Source organism: Paenalcaligenes sp. Me131 (assembly GCF_050487225.1).
GTDB lineage: Bacteria > Pseudomonadota > Gammaproteobacteria > Burkholderiales > Burkholderiaceae_B > Paenalcaligenes.
This window is the reverse complement of sequence record NZ_JBKQGY010000001.1, coordinates 228,262-248,672: the sequence shown is the minus strand read 5'-3', so window position 1 is coordinate 248,672 and position 20,411 is coordinate 228,262. Positions and strand designations below refer to the sequence as shown.

At 50.9% G+C, this 20,411-nt stretch carries 15 protein-coding genes; 4 read left to right on the top strand and 11 right to left on the bottom strand.

Translation table 11 applies throughout. The features are described 5' to 3' along the window. Positions 1-2 precede the first annotated feature (2 nt). Together ACLPHM_RS01180 and ACLPHM_RS01175 are read right to left on the bottom strand one after the other, a co-directional pair. Positions 3-683: a c-type cytochrome gene (locus ACLPHM_RS01180; RefSeq protein WP_430219451.1), complete on the bottom strand. Its 681-nt coding sequence runs from the start codon at positions 681-683 to the stop codon at positions 3-5. A 213-nt stretch (positions 684-896) separates the two neighbouring features. Beyond that, complete coding sequence (locus ACLPHM_RS01175) at positions 897-1,844, bottom strand: LysR family transcriptional regulator (RefSeq protein ID WP_430219450.1); 948 nt, start codon at positions 1,842-1,844, stop codon at positions 897-899. A gap of 160 nt (positions 1,845-2,004) precedes the next feature. On the opposite strand from ACLPHM_RS01175, the gene xdhA reads away from it, so the two are divergent. Genes xdhA through guaD form a run of 4 tightly spaced genes read left to right on the top strand, consistent with a single transcriptional unit; the run spans position 2,005 to position 8,159 of the window. Beyond that, positions 2,005-3,507, top strand: coding sequence for a xanthine dehydrogenase small subunit (gene xdhA / locus ACLPHM_RS01170; RefSeq protein WP_430219449.1), 1,503 nt, complete (start codon positions 2,005-2,007; stop codon positions 3,505-3,507). Beyond that, complete coding sequence (gene xdhB, locus ACLPHM_RS01165) at positions 3,504-5,837, top strand: xanthine dehydrogenase molybdopterin binding subunit (protein ID WP_430219448.1); 2,334 nt, start codon at positions 3,504-3,506, stop codon at positions 5,835-5,837. The genes xdhA and xdhB overlap by 4 nt, the downstream gene beginning before the upstream one ends. A 3-nt stretch (positions 5,838-5,840) precedes the next feature. Beyond that, positions 5,841-6,809, top strand: a complete 969-nt coding sequence (gene xdhC / locus ACLPHM_RS01160; RefSeq protein ID WP_430219447.1) for a xanthine dehydrogenase accessory protein XdhC — start codon at positions 5,841-5,843, stop codon at positions 6,807-6,809. An 18-nt stretch (positions 6,810-6,827) separates the two neighbouring features. Next, positions 6,828-8,159, top strand: coding sequence for a guanine deaminase (gene guaD, locus ACLPHM_RS01155; protein ID WP_430219446.1), 1,332 nt, complete (start codon positions 6,828-6,830; stop codon positions 8,157-8,159). A 590-nt stretch (positions 8,160-8,749) separates the two neighbouring features. On the opposite strand, the gene rpoD is transcribed toward guaD, so the two are convergent. From rpoD to hflX, 9 genes are all read right to left on the bottom strand, one after another. Continuing rightward, the gene (rpoD, locus tag ACLPHM_RS01150) at positions 8,750-10,975 is read right to left on the bottom strand and encodes an RNA polymerase sigma factor RpoD (RefSeq protein WP_430219445.1); all 2,226 of its coding nucleotides are present in this window, start codon (positions 10,973-10,975) and stop codon (positions 8,750-8,752) included. Positions 10,976-11,222: 247 nt separating this feature from the next. Beyond that, complete coding sequence (gene dnaG / locus ACLPHM_RS01145; protein ID WP_430219444.1) at positions 11,223-13,193, bottom strand: DNA primase; 1,971 nt, start codon at positions 13,191-13,193, stop codon at positions 11,223-11,225. Then, entirely contained in the window at positions 13,190-13,402 is a 213-nt protein-coding gene (gene rpsU, locus ACLPHM_RS01140; protein ID WP_166408216.1) for a 30S ribosomal protein S21, read from the bottom strand. Before rpsU ends, dnaG begins: the two co-directional genes overlap by 4 nt. 315 nt (positions 13,403-13,717) lie before the next feature. Continuing rightward, the gene (locus tag ACLPHM_RS01135; RefSeq protein ID WP_430219443.1) at positions 13,718-14,263 is read right to left on the bottom strand and encodes a phosphoribosyltransferase; all 546 of its coding nucleotides are present in this window, start codon (positions 14,261-14,263) and stop codon (positions 13,718-13,720) included. 150 nt (positions 14,264-14,413) lie between these two features. Further along, positions 14,414-15,709, bottom strand: coding sequence for an adenylosuccinate synthase (locus ACLPHM_RS01130; RefSeq protein ID WP_430219442.1), 1,296 nt, complete (start codon positions 15,707-15,709; stop codon positions 14,414-14,416). 68 nt (positions 15,710-15,777) lie between these two features. After that, the gene (locus ACLPHM_RS01125; protein ID WP_430219441.1) at positions 15,778-16,947 is read right to left on the bottom strand and encodes an ATP phosphoribosyltransferase regulatory subunit; all 1,170 of its coding nucleotides are present in this window, start codon (positions 16,945-16,947) and stop codon (positions 15,778-15,780) included. Positions 16,948-17,107: 160 nt separating this feature from the next. Beyond that, positions 17,108-17,983 (bottom strand): protease modulator HflC, encoded by an 876-nt coding sequence (gene hflC / locus ACLPHM_RS01120; RefSeq protein WP_135861979.1) that lies wholly within the window; start codon positions 17,981-17,983, stop codon positions 17,108-17,110. Positions 17,984-17,992: 9 nt separating this feature from the next. Next, entirely contained in the window at positions 17,993-19,312 is a 1,320-nt protein-coding gene (gene hflK, locus ACLPHM_RS01115; protein ID WP_430219440.1) for an FtsH protease activity modulator HflK, read from the bottom strand. After that, entirely contained in the window at positions 19,278-20,384 is a 1,107-nt protein-coding gene (gene hflX / locus ACLPHM_RS01110) for a GTPase HflX (protein WP_430219439.1), read from the bottom strand. The genes hflK and hflX overlap by 35 nt, the downstream gene beginning before the upstream one ends. Between the last annotated feature and the right edge of the window lie 27 nt (positions 20,385-20,411).

Here is a 20,411-nt window from a genome sequence, read left to right as displayed (position 1 = left end):
GGTTACTCCTTGCTATCCGCTTCTTGTTTGGCCAACCACGCTGATACAGCCTGAATGTCACGATCATTCATGCGACGCGCGATACTACCCATCAAATCTTGGGGATCATTTTTACGTGTGCCATCTTGCCAGTGCTTCAACTGTGCAGCGATATAGCCCTCATGCTGGCCCGCGATGTTGGGAAAGAAGTGGCCCACCCCTTGGCTACCAGGGCCGTGGCAGCTTTGACAGGACACGATGTAGCGATCCCAGTCACCCTGCTCTACCAGTTTGCGGCCGTGCTCTAACAATGCTTCGTCCGCATTCACTGCCACACTGGTGGTATCGGGGAAAGGCAGACTTTCAAAGTAAACCGCCACGTCCATCATCTGCTCGTCATTCAGCATCATGCTAAATGGCTTCATGCTGACGCTGTCGCGGGTCCCTTCTTTGAAGGCTTTCAATTGCGCAACCAGATAGTCACGATCTTGCCCAGCCAGACGGGGCCAAGACTCGCCACTAGGAATATTCATACCGCCACCATTTACTTGGTGACAGGCAACACAGACCATTGCGGCTGTTTTTCCGCGCTCGATGGCGGCTGCATCATCTTGGGCTACGGCGGCGGGCGACATCACTGCAGTCAATACTAGTGCAGCGCCCCCCATCAGCCCGCTCATACAGGAAAAGGGTTTTTTATTCATAAATATGTCCCATTGTCACAGCTTTGGTGAAGCTGCTGTTTTTGAGGTGCTTAAAAACTGGTGAAAGCTGATAGACCTTTCACCAGTAATTCATTATGCCAAGTGGTTGTGCACAAAATAAATACACCAAATCGTGTATTGCCCCTTCAAGATCTATGGGTTTTGTTGCGCAATACCCTATAGTCTGGGTGTGGGTAACCGGCGCAAGCTACCTCATGTACCAGTCGCGCTTTTATGGCCCCCTAACAACGTCGTTGCCACTTCAGTAATACAGCGACGCAACCAAATGGCGTCGGGCGCTTTGTGGGTTCGTCGGTGCCACAGTTGATAAAAGCGCATGGGCGGGAAAGCAATAGGCGCATCCAACACCACGATAGGCAGGTGCTTAGCATAGTGCTGCGCAAACTGCCTACCGGTGGTGAACACCATGTCTGTGCGCATCAATACATAGGGCACTAAGCCAAAATAAGGCACTGCCATTTGCACACGGCGACGCAGCCCTTGTTCGGCTAAACAGCCGTCAATAAAATTGCTACGGTGTGACACGTATGGGGTAGGCGCTAAATGTGGCAACTCCAAGAAATGTTTCATGGAAATCCCTTTTTGCGCCAATGGGTGATGACCACCCAGCATACAGACCACCTCGTCATCAAACAGACGAGAGCGGTACAACTGTGGCGGTGGCTCTAACCAGTTACCAATCACCACATCCAGCTGCCCTTCTTCTAGTAAGGCCGCATAGTTGCTGTCATGGCTGATCGCGTGCACATACAGTTTGACGTGTGGCGCTTGCGCACGCAGTTTTTCAATGATTGTGGGTAGAAATAAGGTGTCCAGATAGTCGGGCGCCGCCACATGGAACTCGCGTTCTGAGTGCTGAGGATCAAAATCCTCTGGCGGATTGGCGATACGTTCTATGGCTTGTAGGGCCTCATTGGCATAGTGCAGCAGCTCTGTCCCGCGTGCTGTAGGTACCATGCCTGATTTGCCCCGCAATAGAATCTGGTCTCCGGTTATTTCACGAAGTCGTCGCAACGCATTGCTGATTGCAGGTTGGGATTGCCCCATCTGCAAGGCCGTACGCGATACGCTTTGCTCGGTTAGCAGTAACTGCAATACCCGCAATAAATAAGTATCTAAAGGCTCTTTTGGTCTAATCATTCTTGCATTATCTCCAGCCATCACTGTACTGCCTAGTTATGTAATTCCCTCATGATGCAGTTCTGATAGTCATCATCAGCCCCCGGAAATACTGTAATGACATCAGCCTGTTATGCTGAACGCAGCCATTCATTACATTAACTACATAACAGGCAAGGCTATGGAGACAACCCCTATCCGCTTCTATTATCGCGGACACGTTCACGAGGTGCAGAACGCCCCGACTACGCGCACGCTCTTGCAGCATTTGCGCGAGGATCTACACTGCACCGGCACCAAAGAAGGCTGTGCTGAAGGCGACTGCGGCGCATGTACGGTAGTGGTTGCCGAGCTGGATGCAGAGCAAAACGTGCAGATGCGTGCGATTAACTCCTGCATTCAACTACTGCCCGCTCTGGATGGTAAAGCCATCTTTAGCGTAGAAGACCTACAGGCAACCGACCAAAGCCTGCACCCTGTACAGCAAGCCATGCTGGAGTGTCACGGTAGCCAATGCGGCTTCTGTACCCCTGGATTCTTAATGTCTATGTGGGCTTTGTATTTGCAGCACACACCCGGCTCGCCTACACCTACACGCGACGAGATTGATGCCGCCCTGTCTGGCAACCTCTGCCGTTGTACCGGATACCGCCCCATCATTGATGCCTGTGAGCGCATGTTCAGCTATGAGCGCCCGGAGTTCGATCACCACACCCTCAAGCACACCTTACTGGGCATGCAACGTGAAAACGGCTTGCACTACCAACACGAAGAACAGCAATTTCACGCCCCCCTCACCTTGAAAGAGATGGCTGAACTGCGGTTAGCCTATCCCGACGCACGCATTCTAGCGGGCAGTACCGATATAGGCTTATGGGTGACACGCCAATTCAGGCATCTGCCACACCTGCTCTACATTGGGCGTGTACGCGAATTGCAGCATATAGATCATCACGATGGTGACTACGTCTACATTGGCGCTGGCGTACTGCTCAACCCTGCTTTTGAGGCCTTGTGCCGCTATTACCCTGAACTGCACGAACTGCATCAACGCTTTGCGTCGCACCCCATACGTAACTCTGGCACCTTAGGTGGCAACATTGCCAATGGCTCACCTATTGGTGACTCTATGCCAGCGTTGATCTGCCTAAATGCGCGTATTGTGCTGCGCAAAGGGGATGAGGTGCGCGAGATGCCACTGGAAGATTTCTATCTGGCCTATCAAAAAACGGCGTTGCAACCCGGCGAATTTGTGCAAGGCCTGCGCGTTCCACGTGAACAGCCCGGCTTACAGTTCCACACCTACAAACTGGCCAAGCGATACAACCAAGATATCTCTGCTGTGTGCGCCGCCTTTTCCGTCACGCTGGATACACAACAGCATGTAAGTCAAATTCGTATCGCCTTTGGTGGTATGGCCGCGACTCCGATCCGCGCAGGTCAAACAGAACAGTTTTTGTTGGGTAAAACGTGGGATGACAATACCCTGACTGTGGCCGTCAATCATTTACGCGAAGAGTTCCAACCCTTAAGCGATATGCGTGCCAGTGCCGATTACCGTCGCACTGCTGCTGCCAACTTACTGCGCCGTTTTTACCTACACACCCACCCTGAACAGGCCTTAGCCACACATCAACTCAACGTGTTTGAACACGTTCGTTCTATTGAGGGAGTACAGCCATGAGCCTTCACACTGACTCTCTAGAGCACGATCTGCTACACGATGCACGCCAAGTAGGCGTATCGCCCTACCATGAGTCCGCAGTCTTGCACCTAAACGGCAAGGCTATTTACACCGACGACATTCCTGAGTCACAAGGTACGCTGCACATCGCTCTGGGGCTCTCTACCCAAGCGCACGCGAATATCCTGTCCATGGATTTACAGCCGGTTAAAGCGGCGCAAGGCGTAGTCGCCGTACTCACGGTGGCTGATGTGCCCGGCGAGAACAACTGCGGCCCTGTGTTACACGATGACCCTTTGTTAGCAGATGGTGTGGTGCACTACGTGGGGCAACCCATCTTTGCCGTCATTGCAACCAGCCATGACCTAGCACGCCGTGCTGCGCGGTTAGCTAAAATCGAATACGAAGCCTTACCCGCTATCCTGACGGCAAAAGAAGCTAAAGCGGCAGGGGCTAGCGTATTGCCACCGTTCAACTTGGTGCGTGGCAATCCCCATGAAAAGCTCGCCAGCGCTCCTCATCGCCTACAAGGCACTTTTGAGTGTGGTGGCCAAGAACAGTTTTATCTGGAAGGCCAAATTTCGTATGCTTTGCCTCAGGATGATGGTGCAGTACGCATTTACTGCTCTACCCAGCACCCTACTGAAATGCAGATGCTGGCCGCACGCGCACTGAAGGTGTCCACACACAAAATCGAAGTCACCTGCCGACGCATGGGCGGTGGTTTTGGCGGTAAAGAATCACAATCCGCACTGTATGCCTGCGTAGCCGCCATTGCCGCGCAAAAACTGCACCGCCCCATCAAACTGCGTTTAGACCGTGAAGACGATATGACCATCACCGGTAAACGCCACGGCGTGTACTACGAGTGGGACATAGGCTTTGATAACGACGGGAATATTCTGGGCGCTTACGTAGACATGGCCTTAAATGCGGGTTACTCCGCCGACTTATCCGGCCCTGTTGCTACCCGTGCCGTGTGTCACTTCGATAACGCCTACTATCTGGAACACGTCGCCATACACGCGTTATGTGCTCGGACGAATACGCAATCCAATACCGCATTTAGAGGCTTTGGTGGCCCACAAGGCGCATTGGTGATGGAAGTCATTTTGGATAACATTGGGCGTCACTTAGGCATAGACCCTTTGTTGGTGCGCCAACGTAACTTCTATGGCCATGAAGACCGCAACCTCACCCCCTATGGTCAAGTAGTCAAAGACAACGTCATTGACACGCTAGTCGCGCAATTAAGTGCAGACTGCCGCTACCACAAACGCAGGCAAGCGGTATTGGAGTTCAATAAACGCAATACCATTCTAAAAAAAGGCTTGGCGCTCACGCCCGTAAAATTTGGTATTTCATTTAACTTCCCCGCCTTTAACCAAGCGGGTGCGTTGGTACACGTTTATCGAGATGGTTCTGTACTCGTGAATCACGGCGGTACGGAAATGGGCCAGGGGCTGAACACCAAAGTCGCGCAAGTGGTCGCCCATGAGCTGGGGCTCACACTCGACCAAGTACGTTGTACCGCCACAGACACCAGCAAAGTTGCCAATACCTCTGCTACTGCTGCCTCTACTGGCTCTGACTTAAACGGGATGGCCGCACAAGATGCCGCTGCCCAAGTACGAGCACGGCTAACTGAGTTTTGGGCAACACTACAGCAACTACAACCCGAGGACATACATTTCGCCAAAGGCATGGTGTATGCAGGCAGCTTAGTCACGCCTTTTGCCGAGGTGGTAGAACAAGCGTACTTGCAGCGTGTTCAACTGTGGTCCGACGGCTTTTACGCCACCCCCGGTTTGCATTGGGATGGCGTCAAAATGACGGGCAACCCGTTCTATTACTTTTCATATGGGGCAGCCGTAGCAGAGGTAGTGCTAGACACCCTAACCGGCGAATGGTCGCTGTTGGCCGCCGATGCACTGCATGATGTGGGTCGCTCGCTCAACCCTGCTCTGGATATAGGGCAAGTAGAAGGTGCATTCATTCAAGGCATGGGTTGGTTAACATTGGAAGAACTGTGGTGGGATAAAGAAGGCCGATTAAGAACGCATGCGCCTTCCACCTATAAGATCCCAGCCATACGTGATTGCCCAGAGCATTTCTCGGTCAAGCTGTTTGATAATCAAAACGTTCAACCCAGTATTCACCGCTCTAAAGCCGTGGGTGAGCCCCCCTTACTGCTGCCTTTTTGTGTATTCAATGCGCTGCGCGATGCGGTAGCCAGTACCAGTAACTACACGCGTCAACCTACGCTGAATGCTCCTGCTACGCCTGAGGCCATACTCGCTGCCGTAGAGCGAGCACAACAGGGGAGCTAAGCCATGCCAGCATTGATACGCCAAGCACGGCGACTGCTGGACCAAGGGCAGGCTGCCGTATTAATTACGGTAGCCCAAACCAAAGGCTCCGCTCCTCGCAATGCGGGTACACGCATGTTGGTCAGCAGCACGCAGCAGTGGCAAACCATAGGGGGTGGACACTTAGAATGGCAAGCCATTCGTCAAGCCCGTACGCTGATGAGCGAGCATGTCGCCGGTAAATCTGCACGCTTAATTGAACGCTATCCACTAGGCCCTCGCTTAGGGCAATGCTGCGGTGGCATGGTCACGCTAGTCTTTGAATTACTAGGCAGCGATGATCTGGAATGGTTAGAAGATCTCGCTACCTTATTGGATACTGGAAAAAGCGCTCAACGCCGTGTAGGTATGGGAGCTCAGCATGACGTAAGCCTGATGGAGTTGCCTCACAGTTTAGGCCACACACGTCTGGATAAAGACCTAGACGGCCATACCCAATGGTTCACCGACGAACTGTCGCCCCCCGCTATCCCCGTGGTGTTATTTGGTGCGGGACACATAGGCAAAGCATTGGTTCATTTTCTAGGAAGTCTCAGTGATTGCTCTGTGACCTGGGTAGATGAACGCGAAGCAGAATTTCCCGATAGCATTCCCAGCAACGTACAAGTACACATCACCGACTTTCCGGAGGAGGCGGTAGAGCTTGCGCCCGCCAATGCTTACTTCCTAGTGATGACACACCGCCACGATTTAGACCAAAAACTGTGCAACCATATCTTGCAGCGCAACGATTTCAGATATGCCGGATTAATAGGCTCTCAAACCAAACGCCAACAGTTTGAGAAACGCTTTCGCCAACGTGGGATCACCGATGAGGTTATTGAACGACTCACCTGCCCCATAGGCATAGGCCAAATACGTAGCAAGGAACCCGCCGCCATTGCGGTAGCCATCACAGCTCAACTACTACAACTGCACGAATCGTTTCTGTGATTTCAGGATACGCCCATCATGATTACTGTCTCTACCCACACCACCACTCAGGCGTTTCGTGCCGCACTGCTGTACTTTCACCAGCAACCCTCAGCTCAACACAAGCAGTATCAAGACTGCATTACCTACCATTCTGATGGCTTACTGTTGGTACAAGCGGGTAAGGTGCTAGCCTGTGGCGACTACAGCAGTTTGCAGCACCTGCTGACGGACGGCATCCCCCTCACTCGCTTTGATAACAAACTACTGATGCCGGGCTTTATAGATAGCCACATTCATTTTCCACAAACGGAAATGATTGCCTCACCCGCGCCAGATCTACTTCCTTGGCTAGAAAACTATACCTTCCCTACGGAAAACCGTTTCTCTGACCCTATACATGCCGCAGAAATTAGCGAATTCTTCTTAGACGAACTACTGCGTAACGGAACCACCACCGCCATGGTGTACTGTACGTCTCACAAAGAAGCCACGAACACTTTCTTTGAAGCCAGCCACCGCCGTAATCTACGCATGATTGCCGGTAAAGTGCTAATGGATAGAAACTGCCCTGACTATTTACAAGACACGGCTGAAAACGGTGCCAGAGATAGTGAAGCCCTGATACAGCACTGGCACGGCACAGGAAGGCAGCTATACGCGCTGACACCACGCTTTGCCCCCACCTCCACCCCTGAGCAACTAGGACGCTGTGGCGAGCTTGCTAAGGCTTACACAGACGTTTATATACAAAGTCATGTAGCCGAAAGCCAAGCTGAAGTGAAATGGGCCGCTGAACTCTTCCCTAACAGCCGTAGCTATCTGGACATTTACGACCAGTACGGTTTGCTACGCCCTAAAGCCGTATACGGACACTGTATTTGGTTGGATGAAACAGACCGAGGCCGTATGCGTGACACACAGAGCGTAGCCGCACACTGCCCTACCTCTAACCTATTTTTAGGCAGCGGACTATTTGATGTGGCTGCTGCTGAAAACAGCCAGATGCGCTACACCTTAGCAACTGATGTAGGGGCTGGTACGTCGTTCTCGTTGTTACGCACGATGGATGAAGCCTATAAAGTGGCGAGACTGCAGCAGCACTATCTGCCCGCATTGCAGCTGTTTTATCACTGCACAGCCGGTGCTGCTGAGGCGTTGGGTTTAGCAGGGAAAATAGGTACTTTAGCAGCGGGGGCGGAAGCTGACTTTATTGTGCTAGACACCCACGCTACTCCGTTATTGGCTAGACGCAGCTCTACTGCCAATAGCTTGGAGGAACTGCTATTTGCGGTAGCCTTATTAGGGGATGATCGCTGTATCTATGCTACGTATGCAGCGGGGGCCTGTGTGCACCAGCGAGCAGAGTAACCTAGGCTGCAGGGCACTCGAGCTCCTATAGCAAACGGCGCTTCCACCAACGTATTCACCACTAGCTGCCATAGCTAGCACTGCGAAAAGTATTTTTAATTTGTACACCAAATAAAAAAATACTTTCCTCCGTTTTCCCTTCATGGCTTGCCACGGTTTTTGCTTTGGTAGTTGCTGCGAGTAAAGCGTATTTCTGTCGCTGGTAGATGAAGGTATTTTCAATATCACCACCATTGCTACCCTCATCTCACTATGAGCAGAAATAGTCATTAAGCACCGTCGCATTAGCACCAGGTAGGCCAGATCAATTCTAAATACCGCATGGATAGATAACACTGCCGCAAAAGAAAGGGCTGTAAACCTACCCTCATTCAGAATCATCGGGGGACGGAGAGGAAACTTTTTTGATTTGGTGTACAAATCACAAAAAGTATTCCTGCAGTCCCCAGCGTGTGCGATGAACAGATTTGCAGAATCTCACACCACAAACAACAGCCCAGAAACGACAAAACCTCTGGCTAAACACCAGAGGTTCGTCGTTACTCTACCACTTGTTAGACAGTGCGCTATACCGCGCACCATCTTTTCGCTTACTGACTTTCCAAGAAGGATTTCAGTTTGTCAGCACGGCTAGGGTGACGCAATTTGCGCAGTGCCTTCGCCTCAATCTGACGAATACGCTCACGCGTTACGTCAAACTGCTTACCTACTTCTTCCAACGTTTGGTCAGTGCTCATTTCGATACCGAAACGCATACGCAGCACTTTAGCTTCGCGAGGTGTCAGGGAATCCAACACTTCTTTCACCACGCCACGCATATCGCCGTGCAATGCAGAATCCGATGGGGACACGGTATTGTTGTCCTCAATGAAATCGCCCAAGTGGGAATCATCATCGTCACCAATAGGCGTTTCCATGGAAATAGGCTCTTTGGCGATTTTCAGAATCTTGCGTACGCGATCTTCTGGAAGATCCATCTTCTGCGCCAGTGTTGCTGGATCTGGCTCTACACCAGTTTCTTGCAAAATCTGACGGTTGATGCGGTTCATCTTGTTGATGGTCTCGATCATGTGCACAGGGATACGAATCGTACGCGCCTGGTCAGCAATAGAACGAGTAATCGCCTGACGAATCCACCATGTAGCATAGGTAGAGAATTTATAACCGCGACGGTATTCAAACTTGTCCACGGCCTTCATCAAACCGATGTTACCTTCTTGAATCAGATCCAAGAACTGCAAGCCACGGTTGGTGTATTTTTTCGCAATGGAAATCACCAAACGCAAGTTGGCTTCGGTCATGTCACGCTTCGCTTTACGTGCTTTGGCCTCGCCAGTTAGCATGCGTTTGTTAACCTCTTTCAGGTCTTTCAGCGACAACACAACGCTAGTTTGCAAATCAATCAGCTTTTGCTGTACTTCTTGAATCGCAGGAATATTGCGTTCTAGTGTTTCAGCATACGCAGGGTTAGCAGCAATTTCTTGTGCTACCCACTCCAGATTCACTTCATTACCAGGGAAGCTCTTGATGAAGTGTGAACGTGGCATTTCAGCGCGGTGTACACAGATATTCAGAATTTCACGCTCGTGAGCACGAACTTCTGCTACCTGATTACGCATAGTGTCAGCCAAACGCTCAACCATTTTGGCGGTAAAGCGCACACCCATGAACTCTTCAAGAATGGCTTCTTTGGCTTTTAAGTAGCCTTCGCTGCGGTAGCCTTCTTTTTCAAAGGCAGTGCGCATTTTCTCGAACCAGTCGTTGATCAAATCGAATTTTTTCAAGGACTTGGTACGCAGATGCTCAAGCTGCTGGCTGCTCATGCCGCCTGCTGGGCCTTCATCATCTTCGTCGCGAGTCACACCTGAACCGGCGTATTCTTCGCCGTCATCATCGATCAGACCGTCAACAACTTCGTCGATCTCCATGGTGCCGCCACGTACTTGCTCTACGTATGAAAGCACTTCTTTCACCGTAGTTGGGCAAGCGGCAATCGCCATGATCATGTGTTTCAGACCGTCTTCAATACGTTTAGCGATTTCAATTTCGCCTTCACGTGTCAGCAGTTCTACTGAACCCATTTCACGCATGTACATACGTACTGGGTCAGTCGTACGACCGAAGTCAGAATCTACCGTGGTCAATGCTGCTTCGGCCTCATCGTCCACGTCATCGTCACTAGAAGCCGATGGCACGGTGTCGCTCATCAGCAAGGTATCAGCGTCAGGGGCTTGGTCGTAGACCGAGATACCCATGTCGCCAAAGGTGCCGATAATACCCTCAATCGCTTCAGCATCAACCAGATCATCAGGCAAATGGTCGTTGATTTCGCCATAGGTCAAGTAACCGCGCTCTTTACCCAGTTTAATCAGGGCTTTCAGGCGGTTACGACGAGCTTCTTGCTCTTCTGGCGTCAACTGACCGCGGCCACCAAACACATCGCGTTCACCGCGACCGCGTTTAGCACCTTTTTTGCTGACGGGTTTCAGATCAGGAATAACCTCATCACTATCGTGCAGGTCATCATCCTCATCATCGTAATTCGTGTTTTTGGCAGGACGCCCACGACGACCTGGGACTGCAGCAGCTTTCGCTGCAGCCTTCTTAGCGGCTTTCTTAGCAGTCTTTTTCACTGCAGTCGTATCATCCGCACTTGTGGCAGCAGCCTTCTTTGCCACTTTTTTAGCGGCTTTCTTGGCTGTTTTTGCTGCCGGCTCAACGCCCACAGAAGTATCGTCGGATGCAGCGGCTGCTGCCATCACTACACGTTTTTCATCTTCCGTAGTCACCGATTTCTTACCAGTCGTTTGTGTCATAGTGGATCCCATAGACGTAGCACAGCTAAAGCAGCATAGTGCCACAGGACAAAACGCAATCGGGTAATTCGCCAAACTACTGGGAGGACCAGGTGAAACGTGCGTTCTGATCAGTACTGTATAAGTGTCCCTGCTATTTTGCTAAGGGCTTGATTAATCAGAATCCAACTACGTATCGTGCCGTATGCTCAATAGAGCGTGGCCCTTTACCTACCAATGGTTTTGCAAACTACCTAAACCTTATATTTTACTTCAGTTGCGAACCAGGCGCAGCATTAAGCAGAACACTACGCTTGAAAAGTTCTTGATACCGTCGGCGCGAAGCCTCATCTGGAAGCCCACTACTCGCCAACGCATCTAATTCAGTCTTCACCAATACCTGCTCTACTCTACGCAACGTATCTTGTAACTCTACCTGCGGACTAGGCAGCTCTTCCTCTGCCAATAAATCAGTTGTTAACGCTATCAACAACTCACCAAGCTCAGTATCAGGATCAACCGCTTCCAACAATGCACCTGAATGCTTGGCATCGCACACATTAATGAGCGCGATTAGCTCTTGTACAAGTAGTAGATTGGGACTTTGTACGATAATTTCAAGTTGCTGGTCTGCCAATCGGCTCACCAGCTCAGGATGCGCAGCCAACAAACGCAATAAGCGCTTCGCTAACGGCATCACTGTACGTGACCTTACTTCATTACCGCCAAAGCCACCAGCATGGCCACTAGACGCTCTGCCACGCTGACGTCGACGAGGCTTGCTCTGCCCCGATGATGGCATATTGTCATAGGGCATGCCACCAAAATCTGCGTACGGCGCATCACCATCATCAAACGGGATATAGTCATCTGGCGGACCATAATCCATGGGTGGCGCATTGCCATACTCAGTGCTTGACGCTTGGTTCGCTGCCGCCGCTACACCTGTCACTGCACTTAAACGCTGCTGCAGTTCTTCTGGTGTTAGCTGCACCAGTTTGGCAAATTCATTTTGAATCTGCACTGACAACGTAATGTCAGGCAAACTTTTTAACAGTGGCAACGCTTCGTGCACGCACGCCGCCCTACCCTCTGCCTCGTTTAAGGCATGACGCTCGGACAACTCGTCCAGCATAAAGGTAGAGAGTGCGCTGGCTTGACTCGCCTGTTCTCGGAATGCATCAGCACCACTTTCGCGCACAAAAGAGTCTGGGTCATGACCTTGCTCTAGGAACATAAAACGCATCGCCACATCATCACGCACCAAGGGTAAACATGTTACCAACGCACGCCATGCGGCTTTACGCCCAGCCTGATCGCCATCAAAGCAGAACACGATGCGGTCACTGCTACGAATGAGTTTTTTAATGTGGTGTTCGCTCGTGGCCGTACCTAAGGTCGCCACAGCATTGGCTAAACCGTGCTGTGCCAATGCCACCACATCCATATACCCTTCAACCACCACCACAAAGCCTTCATCTCTGATGCCTTTGCGCCCTTCCCATAGCCCATAGAGCTCGTGCCCTTTGGAGAACAAGGAGGTTTCAGGTGAGTTGAGGTATTTAGGCTCCCCTTTTTCAATCAATCGCCCGCCAAAACCAATAATATGGCCGCGACTATTGCGAATAGGGAACATCACCCGCTGTCTGAATCGATCATAGCGGCGACCATCATCGCCCTCTATTACCAAACCGGACTCAATTAACAACGGATCTTCGTAATTGGGGTAGACGCTGCTTAATCCACGACGCTCTGTGCCACTCCAGCCCAAGCCGAAGGTTTTGGCAATTTCGCCGGTTAAGCCACGCTTTTTAAGATACTGCTTAGCCGCTTCACTACGTTTCAGTTCTCGCAGGTAATGTTCCTGCGCCGCATCCAAAATTTGCTGATGACGGGAGACCTCAACCTTACGACGCTGATCTGCTGCACGCTGCTGTGGGCTTCGGGGTGCTTCAGGCACCACCATACCTACCTCATTGGCAAGACTGCGTACGGCCTCAGGAAAACTAGCTCCGGTATGCTGCATCAAAAATGTGACGGCAGAACCATGAGCGCCACAACCAAAGCAGTGATAGAACTGTTTAGTTGGACTGACAGTGAAGGAGGGGGATTTTTCGTTGTGAAAAGGGCAGAGTCCAAGCAGGTTGGCTCCACCCTTTCTTAACTGCACATAGCGCCCTACAACATCGGCAATATCGATGCGTACGAGCAGTTCCTGAATAAAAGATTCAGGAATCAATATAGGCGTGGAGGCAGTTGCTGGCTACGGATGCGCTTGTAGTGGCGCTTTACTGCGGCGGCGTGTTTACGCTTGCGCTCAGCAGTTGGCTTCTCGTAGAACTCGCGTGAGCGCAGTTCGGTCAGCAGACCTGTTTTTTCAATAGTGCGCTTAAAACGGCGCATTGCGACCTCGAAAGGCTCGTTCTCTTTTAGGCGAACAATAGACATGTAGTTCTAAATTCAGTTAGTAAATCAATCAAAAGCACTTTCTGCCTGAACAAAAAGGCCACTAGGGCAAAAACATACGTTGCAGTCGCACTACATTATGATCCAGACCACAACATATGACACGTATCAGCGACGTCAGATATAAATAAAACCACTTATATCCAAGCTACCATGCTTTGCCCAGCCCTTTTGTTTCAAACCGCAAAAGGCATACGGGGTAGCCTTGTAGAATACCACGAAAACCTATGACAATAAAGATATGAGCCGTTTAAAACTCACACTCGCCATAATTTTTCATGGTATTAGCTTCGGCTATTAGTTACTGCTACGACCTTTACGAATCCAAGGCTCCAACTGATGAGGACGAATGCTGTCGTAATCCTCAAAAGGCTGGTGAATCCAAGGGTTCGTTGGCAGGTGATCCACGTGGTAATCAGGCTCTACACCGGAGTGCCCTTTCCACCACAACACACCAGTACGTAATTCATTGATGGCAGGAAATTGCTGACGTAGATGGTCGCGCACGCGCTTGAAGGTCATGCCTGTATCGACCATATCATCCAGCAATAATACATTACCGTCCAGCGTACCACGGGTAATGGTAATAAACTGCGCAATATCCAAGGCCCCTTGTTGGGTACCAGCGGCTTCACGGTAGCTACTGGTTGCGAGGATACCTAAAGGTACATCGTAAATACGAGAAATGATATCGCCCACTCGCATACCACCACGAGCCAAGCAGACAATCTTGTCAAACTTCCAGCCGGACTCATGAATGGTTAATGCCAGACGTTCTATCAGACGGTGATACTCATCCCAACTTATCCAAAGATCACTATCGGTGTTTGGGGGCAAACTCATAAAAATTCCTGACTGACAAACAAAGTAGAATCATATCACTGCCTACGCCTGAAAATCATCTACCACTATGCGATCACCGCCCTCATGATGACAAAAACGCACAAGGCGGCTAAAAATAGCCGCCTTGTGCAAAATAATGCCTAACTAAACTTAGTTAGTAAACGGGTCGCGCAGAACAATCGTTTCACGACGATCTGGACCAGTAGACACCATATCAATAGGCACATCGCAAATTTCAGCAATACGCTCTAGGTAACGACGAGCGTTTACAGGCAATTTGTCGTACTCAGTCACACCAACGGTGGTCTCTGACCAACCTGGCATTTCTTCCAGCACTGGCTCAGCACCTGCCACAGCGTCTGCACCGTATGGCAGCACGTCTAGGAACTCACCGTTGTAACGGTAGCCCACACCAATTTTCAGTGTTTCCAAGCCGTCCAATACGTCAAGCTTAGTCATACACAAACCGGTAATGCCATTGATCATGACAGAGCGCTTCATCGCCGCACCATCAAACCAACCACAACGACGAGCACGACCTGTTACGGAGCCAAACTCTTTGCCAACAGTAGCCATGCGTGTACCGACTTCGTCGTGCAGCTCAGTTGGGAAAGGACCAGAACCTACACGTGTGGTGTAGCACTTAGCAATACCCAGTACGTACTCCAACTGTTGAGGGCCAACGCCCGCACCAGCCGATGCCGCACCAGCCAAGCAGTTGCTGCTAGTAACGAATGGGTATGTACCGTGATCGATATCCAGCAACGCACCTTGCGCGCCTTCAAAGAGCAACTTCTGCCCTTCTTTCTTAGCAACGTACAAGTTGTTGGACACATCAGCCACCATAGGCTTCAGCGCTTCACTGTATGTGCGTACTTGCTCCATCACTTGCGCAACAGATACTGCCTCTGCGCCTAGGTACTGGGTCAACACAAAGTTGTGGTAATCCAGAATTTCTTTGAGCTTTTCTTCAAACTTAACCAGATCAAACAGATCTTGCACACGCAATGCACGGCGAGCCACTTTATCTTCGTAAGCAGGCCCAATACCACGACCGGTAGTACCAATCTTGGCATCGCCTTTACGGCGTTCACGCGCCTGGTCCACAGCAATGTGGTAAGGCAGAATCAACGGGCAAGCCTGAGAGATTTGCAAACGGTCACGCACATTCAAACCTGCTGCTTCTAGCTCAGCAATTTCTGCCAGCAACGCTTCAGGTGACAGCACTACGCCATTGCCGATATAGCAAGTAACGTGGCTATGCATGATCCCAGAGGGAATCAAACGCAATACCGTTTTTTGTCCATTGATCCAAAGCGTGTGACCCGCATTGTGACCACCTTGAAAACGTACAACGCCTTGGGCAGATTCAGCAAGCCAATCAACGATCTTGCCCTTACCTTCATCACCCCACTGCGTGCCGATGACTACAATATTCTTGCTCATGTTACGTACTTAGTAAAATAGGAACGGTTATGCCGCTCAACCACCAAAAACCACGCGAACTTGCATATTTATGCAGAAATCGCCCTTAAGTGCCACTGATCCGCTTCGCAAATCAACTCCCTATCAAAGATGAACTCATCTTGAGTGGGGACCTGATCAGGAAACATCTGTATTACAATCTGCCCCGATTCACGCAGTGCCGAGATGGCCTTCAGCAAGGCCTCATCCAAACCCCATGGGGCTCGTATTGCTTGCGTTGCTGTGGCAGGTGTTAACCCACCCGACAGTTTGCGTAAATCCAGACTGAACCCGGTTGCCGGACGCGAACGACCGTAGACTTTGCCTACGCCGTCATAACGTCCACCACGTACTAGCGCATCGTGCCAACCCGGTGCATACACAGAAAATACTGCGCCAGTGTGATAACCATAACTACCCGCCATGTCAGCCAAGTCCATTGCCAGTGCTTGGCCAGGCAGCGCTGCAACCAGCACTTCCAGACCATCCAAAGCGGCAACAATCTCGGGCAATGCCGGTAATTTTTTGCGTGCTGCTGCCAAGGTAGCGTCTACCTCGCCGTACAAGCCAGTTAATACCAGCAAGTGCTCAATCACAGCAGGATTGCACCTTTCTACTCTGCTACCCAACTCTTGGATACCAGGCATATCTTTGGTGCTTAACAGATCAAAAATTTCAGCGGAATATGGCACCAGCGCTGGTTCCTGATTGATCAAGGTCTGACCAATACCAGGAAAGTTCAAATCCAGCCTAGCGCCCTGCACGCCAGCGGCGGCAACACTTGCCAGAGCCAAGCGAATAATTTCTATATCCGCCTCTACCCCAGCACAACCGAACACCTCTGCACCAATTTGCAGCAGTTCGCGATCAGCCATCAAGCCGGTAGGACGCGCGTGCAATACAGGACCACAATAACACAGACGTGTCACCCCTTCCCTGTTCAGCAAGTGGGCATCCACTCGAGCAACTTGCGGCGTCATATCAGCGCGCACACCCATGGTACGACCAGACAACTGGTCTACCAACTTATTGGTTCGCAAGTTTAATTTGGTACCCGAAACAGCCTGTAAGGACTCCAGGTACTCTACCAAGGGGGGCATAACCAGTTCGAACCCATAGGTGCGATACAGATCAAGCAGCTTTCTACGTAGTTCCTCGATGCGTCGAGCTTCTGCAGGCAGAATATCAGCCAGACTTTCGGGTAACAACCAATTTGACATGTCTAAGACTCGTGCGGCGTAGTCAATAAATACACAAACAACAAAAAGGCGACTTGGGGCGTAAGCCCTCCAAGTCGCCTGCGAAATGGTGTAATAACTTACACGTTAGTATAAACGAAACTTGCCTCGCTGTGGCAAGCCCGTCTATACCAATTGTGGTTTAACGGGAATCCTTGCTCTGAGACCAGAAGTTAAAGAATTCCGTATCAGGACTGATCACGAGGACATCGTTCTCAGAACTGAAGGCGTTACGATAGGCCTCTAAGCTACGGTAGAAGCGATAGAACTCTGGGTTCTTGCCATATGCCGAAGCGTACACACCAGCGGCTTCCGCATCACCATCACCTCGTATAGCTTGAGATTTCGCATAAGCCTCAGCCAACATTTCTTCACGCGTACGATCGGCTTGCGCACGAATACGTTCGCTTTCTGCCATACCGGTTGCACGCAAACGGTTAGCCTCTTGCTTACGCTCAGCTTCCATACGACGGTACACAGACTCAGAAATCTCTGGCACAAAACCAATACGTGTCAAACGCACGTCAATGACTTCCACACCAAACGGACGAGCACGCGCAGCTACCGCATTCAGCACTTCGCGCATGATTTCGTCACGTTCTGAAGCCACTACATCTTTTACGGTACGTACGTTAACTGCCGCGTTCAGTGCGTCGCGAATCTGCGCTTGCAAGCGCTCTACTGCACCACGATCTGATGCGCCAAATGTCACGTAGTACTGACGTGGGTCAGAAATACGCCATTTCACGTAGTAATCAATCAGCAAGTTTTTCTTTTCTGCTGTTTGAATACGCTCAGGCTCTTTGTTCTCAATTGTTTGCAAACGCTTATCCAAGAACACGACGTTCTGGAATGGCGGTGGCAGCTTGAAATACAAACCGGGTTTGGAAATGGACTCTTTCACTTCCCCCAGCGCAAACACCAACGCTAAATCACGTTCGCGTACGATAAAAACGGAGGATAGCAATACCGCCAGGGCGATGGCCAAGGCGATCAATGCTGGAAACAAACGATGCATTGTGATCTCCTAGCGGGAATAAGGCGAGTAAAGGTTAGGCAAGCTATTAGCCCCTTGCGAAGCCGCTGCCGCAGCAGGACGTGCTGCTTCTACAGGCTTGCTTGTTGTCGTGGCTGCCGATGCTGCAGCAGACACTGCCGCATCACTGCCATTACCAACCGAACCCGCAGAGTTTGCTTTAGCTGCTTGGCTCGTGATCTTATCCAAAGGCAAATACAACATATTGCTGCCTGCAGGTAAGTCCACCATAACCTTGGCTGTTTGCTCGAGGATCTCCTGCATGGTTGTCAGGTAGAGACGATCACGCATCACACCTGGTGCTTTGACGTACTCTTGCTCTACGCTGGTAAAGCGTGCGGAATCACCCTGCGCATCACCAATAACACGTGCTTTATACCCTTCTGCCTCTTCCATCATTCTGGACACTTGACCTCGTGCCTCAGGAAGAATCTTGTTGGCGTACGCATTACCTTCGTTAATCAGGCGCTCACGGTCTTGACCCGCCTTCACAGCATCGTCAAAAGCGGCCTGAACTTGCTCTGGCGGCTGAACGTTCTGAATCGCAACGGTACTGATCTCAATACCCGTTTTGTACAGCTCAAGAATACTTTGCGCCAATTTCTGCACATCTTGCGCTACAACGGTACGACCCGAGTACAAGATGGAGTCCATAGGCGTACGGCCCACAACTTCGCGCATAGCAGTCTCGGCGGCTTGGCGCACAGCGTCATCTGGAGCAACCGTATTAAACAAGTAATCAGGCGCGCCACCAGGTTGCAGTCGGTACTGCACCACGAACTGCACGTCCACGATACTTTCATCCTGCGTCAGCATCAGTGACTCAGGTAGCACTTTATTGCGGGAGTTGCCTCTGTAGCCCAGTTCGATAGTACGCAGTTGCGCTACGTTCACGTCCTGAGACTCTTCTATAGGGCTAGGCAAGCGCCATTGCAGACCAGGGCCCAAGGTTTTAGTGTACTGACCAAAACGGGTCACTACAGCAACCTGCCCCTCTTCTACGATCATGAAACCGCTAGCCAGCCAAAAGCCGACTGCTGCGATCCCTAGACCTAGGAAAATTTTAGGCGAGCCTTTAGGCATGCGAGGGGTATTACCACCCGCACCACCACCTGGAGGTTGATTGCCGCCACGCTGCTTACGACCAAAAACCGAACCCAAGCGGTTATTAAAATCGCGCCATACTTCGTCTAGATCTGGCGGACCTTCTTGGCCGGACTCAGGACGACGAGGAGGTTGATCACCTTTTTTCTCGCCGCTACGCCCCCAACCGGGATCATTCAAGTTGTAAATTCTGGACATTAAACGCATTACTTTCTGAAAGTTGACCTGATTCGGCAATCGCTTCGCGTAAGTAGTCTAGCCCAACCCGCTCAAGGGCGCTGACAAAGACACGCAAAATCTTACCATGTTCATCGCGCTCGATCCTAGGTTCGAAACCCGCTTGATCGATCTTGTTATAGACCAGCACACGAGGTATCTGTGCCGCCCCAATATCTTCCAGTACTTTATGTACTTCGTGTATTTGTTCATCACGCTGAGGACTGGATGCGTCCACAACATGCAAGAGCAAATCGGCATGCACTGTTTCTTCGAGCGTAGCACGGAACGCAGCAATCAATGCGGGGGGCAGATCACGAATAAAGCCTACCGTGTCTGACACCACTACCTGCCCAGTTCCTTCAATCCAAATTTTTCGGGTTGTAGGATCCAGCGTGGCAAAAAGCTGATCGGCTGCATACGCATTAGCGCGCGTCAATGCATTAAAAAGTGTGGATTTTCCGGCGTTGGTGTAACCCACCAAAGCAACCGTTAAGGTACTACTGCGCATACGTGCTCGACGCTGTGTAGCGCGTTGGCGCTGCACTTTTTCAAGCCGCTCACGCAACTTACGTACTTTATCGCCGATCATACGGCGATCCAGCTCAAGCTGAGACTCACCAGGCCCACGTATACCTATACCACCCTGCTGACGCTCCAAGTGCGTCCACAGCCGTGTTAAACGGGTAGATAAGTGCTGTAGCTGCGCGAGCTCTACTTGCAACTTACCTTCGTGGCTTTGTGCTCGTAAGGCGAAGATATCCAAGATCAGCGATACCCTATCTACTACACGACGATTGAACTGTCGTTCTAGATTTCGCTGCTGCGCAGGACTTAGGGGATGGTCGAACAAAATAAGCTCAACTTCTAGAGCCTCTGCCAACCGTACCGCTTCTTCAACCTTGCCTGAGCCAATGAAATAGGCTGCATCTGGTTTGCTGCGCTTAGCTACCACCACATCGGCAATAACTGCCCCTGCGCCAGTCGCCAGCATCACAAACTCATCGGCATGAGCCTGATAATCTGGTTCGCCCATGTCCACACTGATAATCAGCGTATTCATCGGCTATCCCCAAAATAAATACCCGCC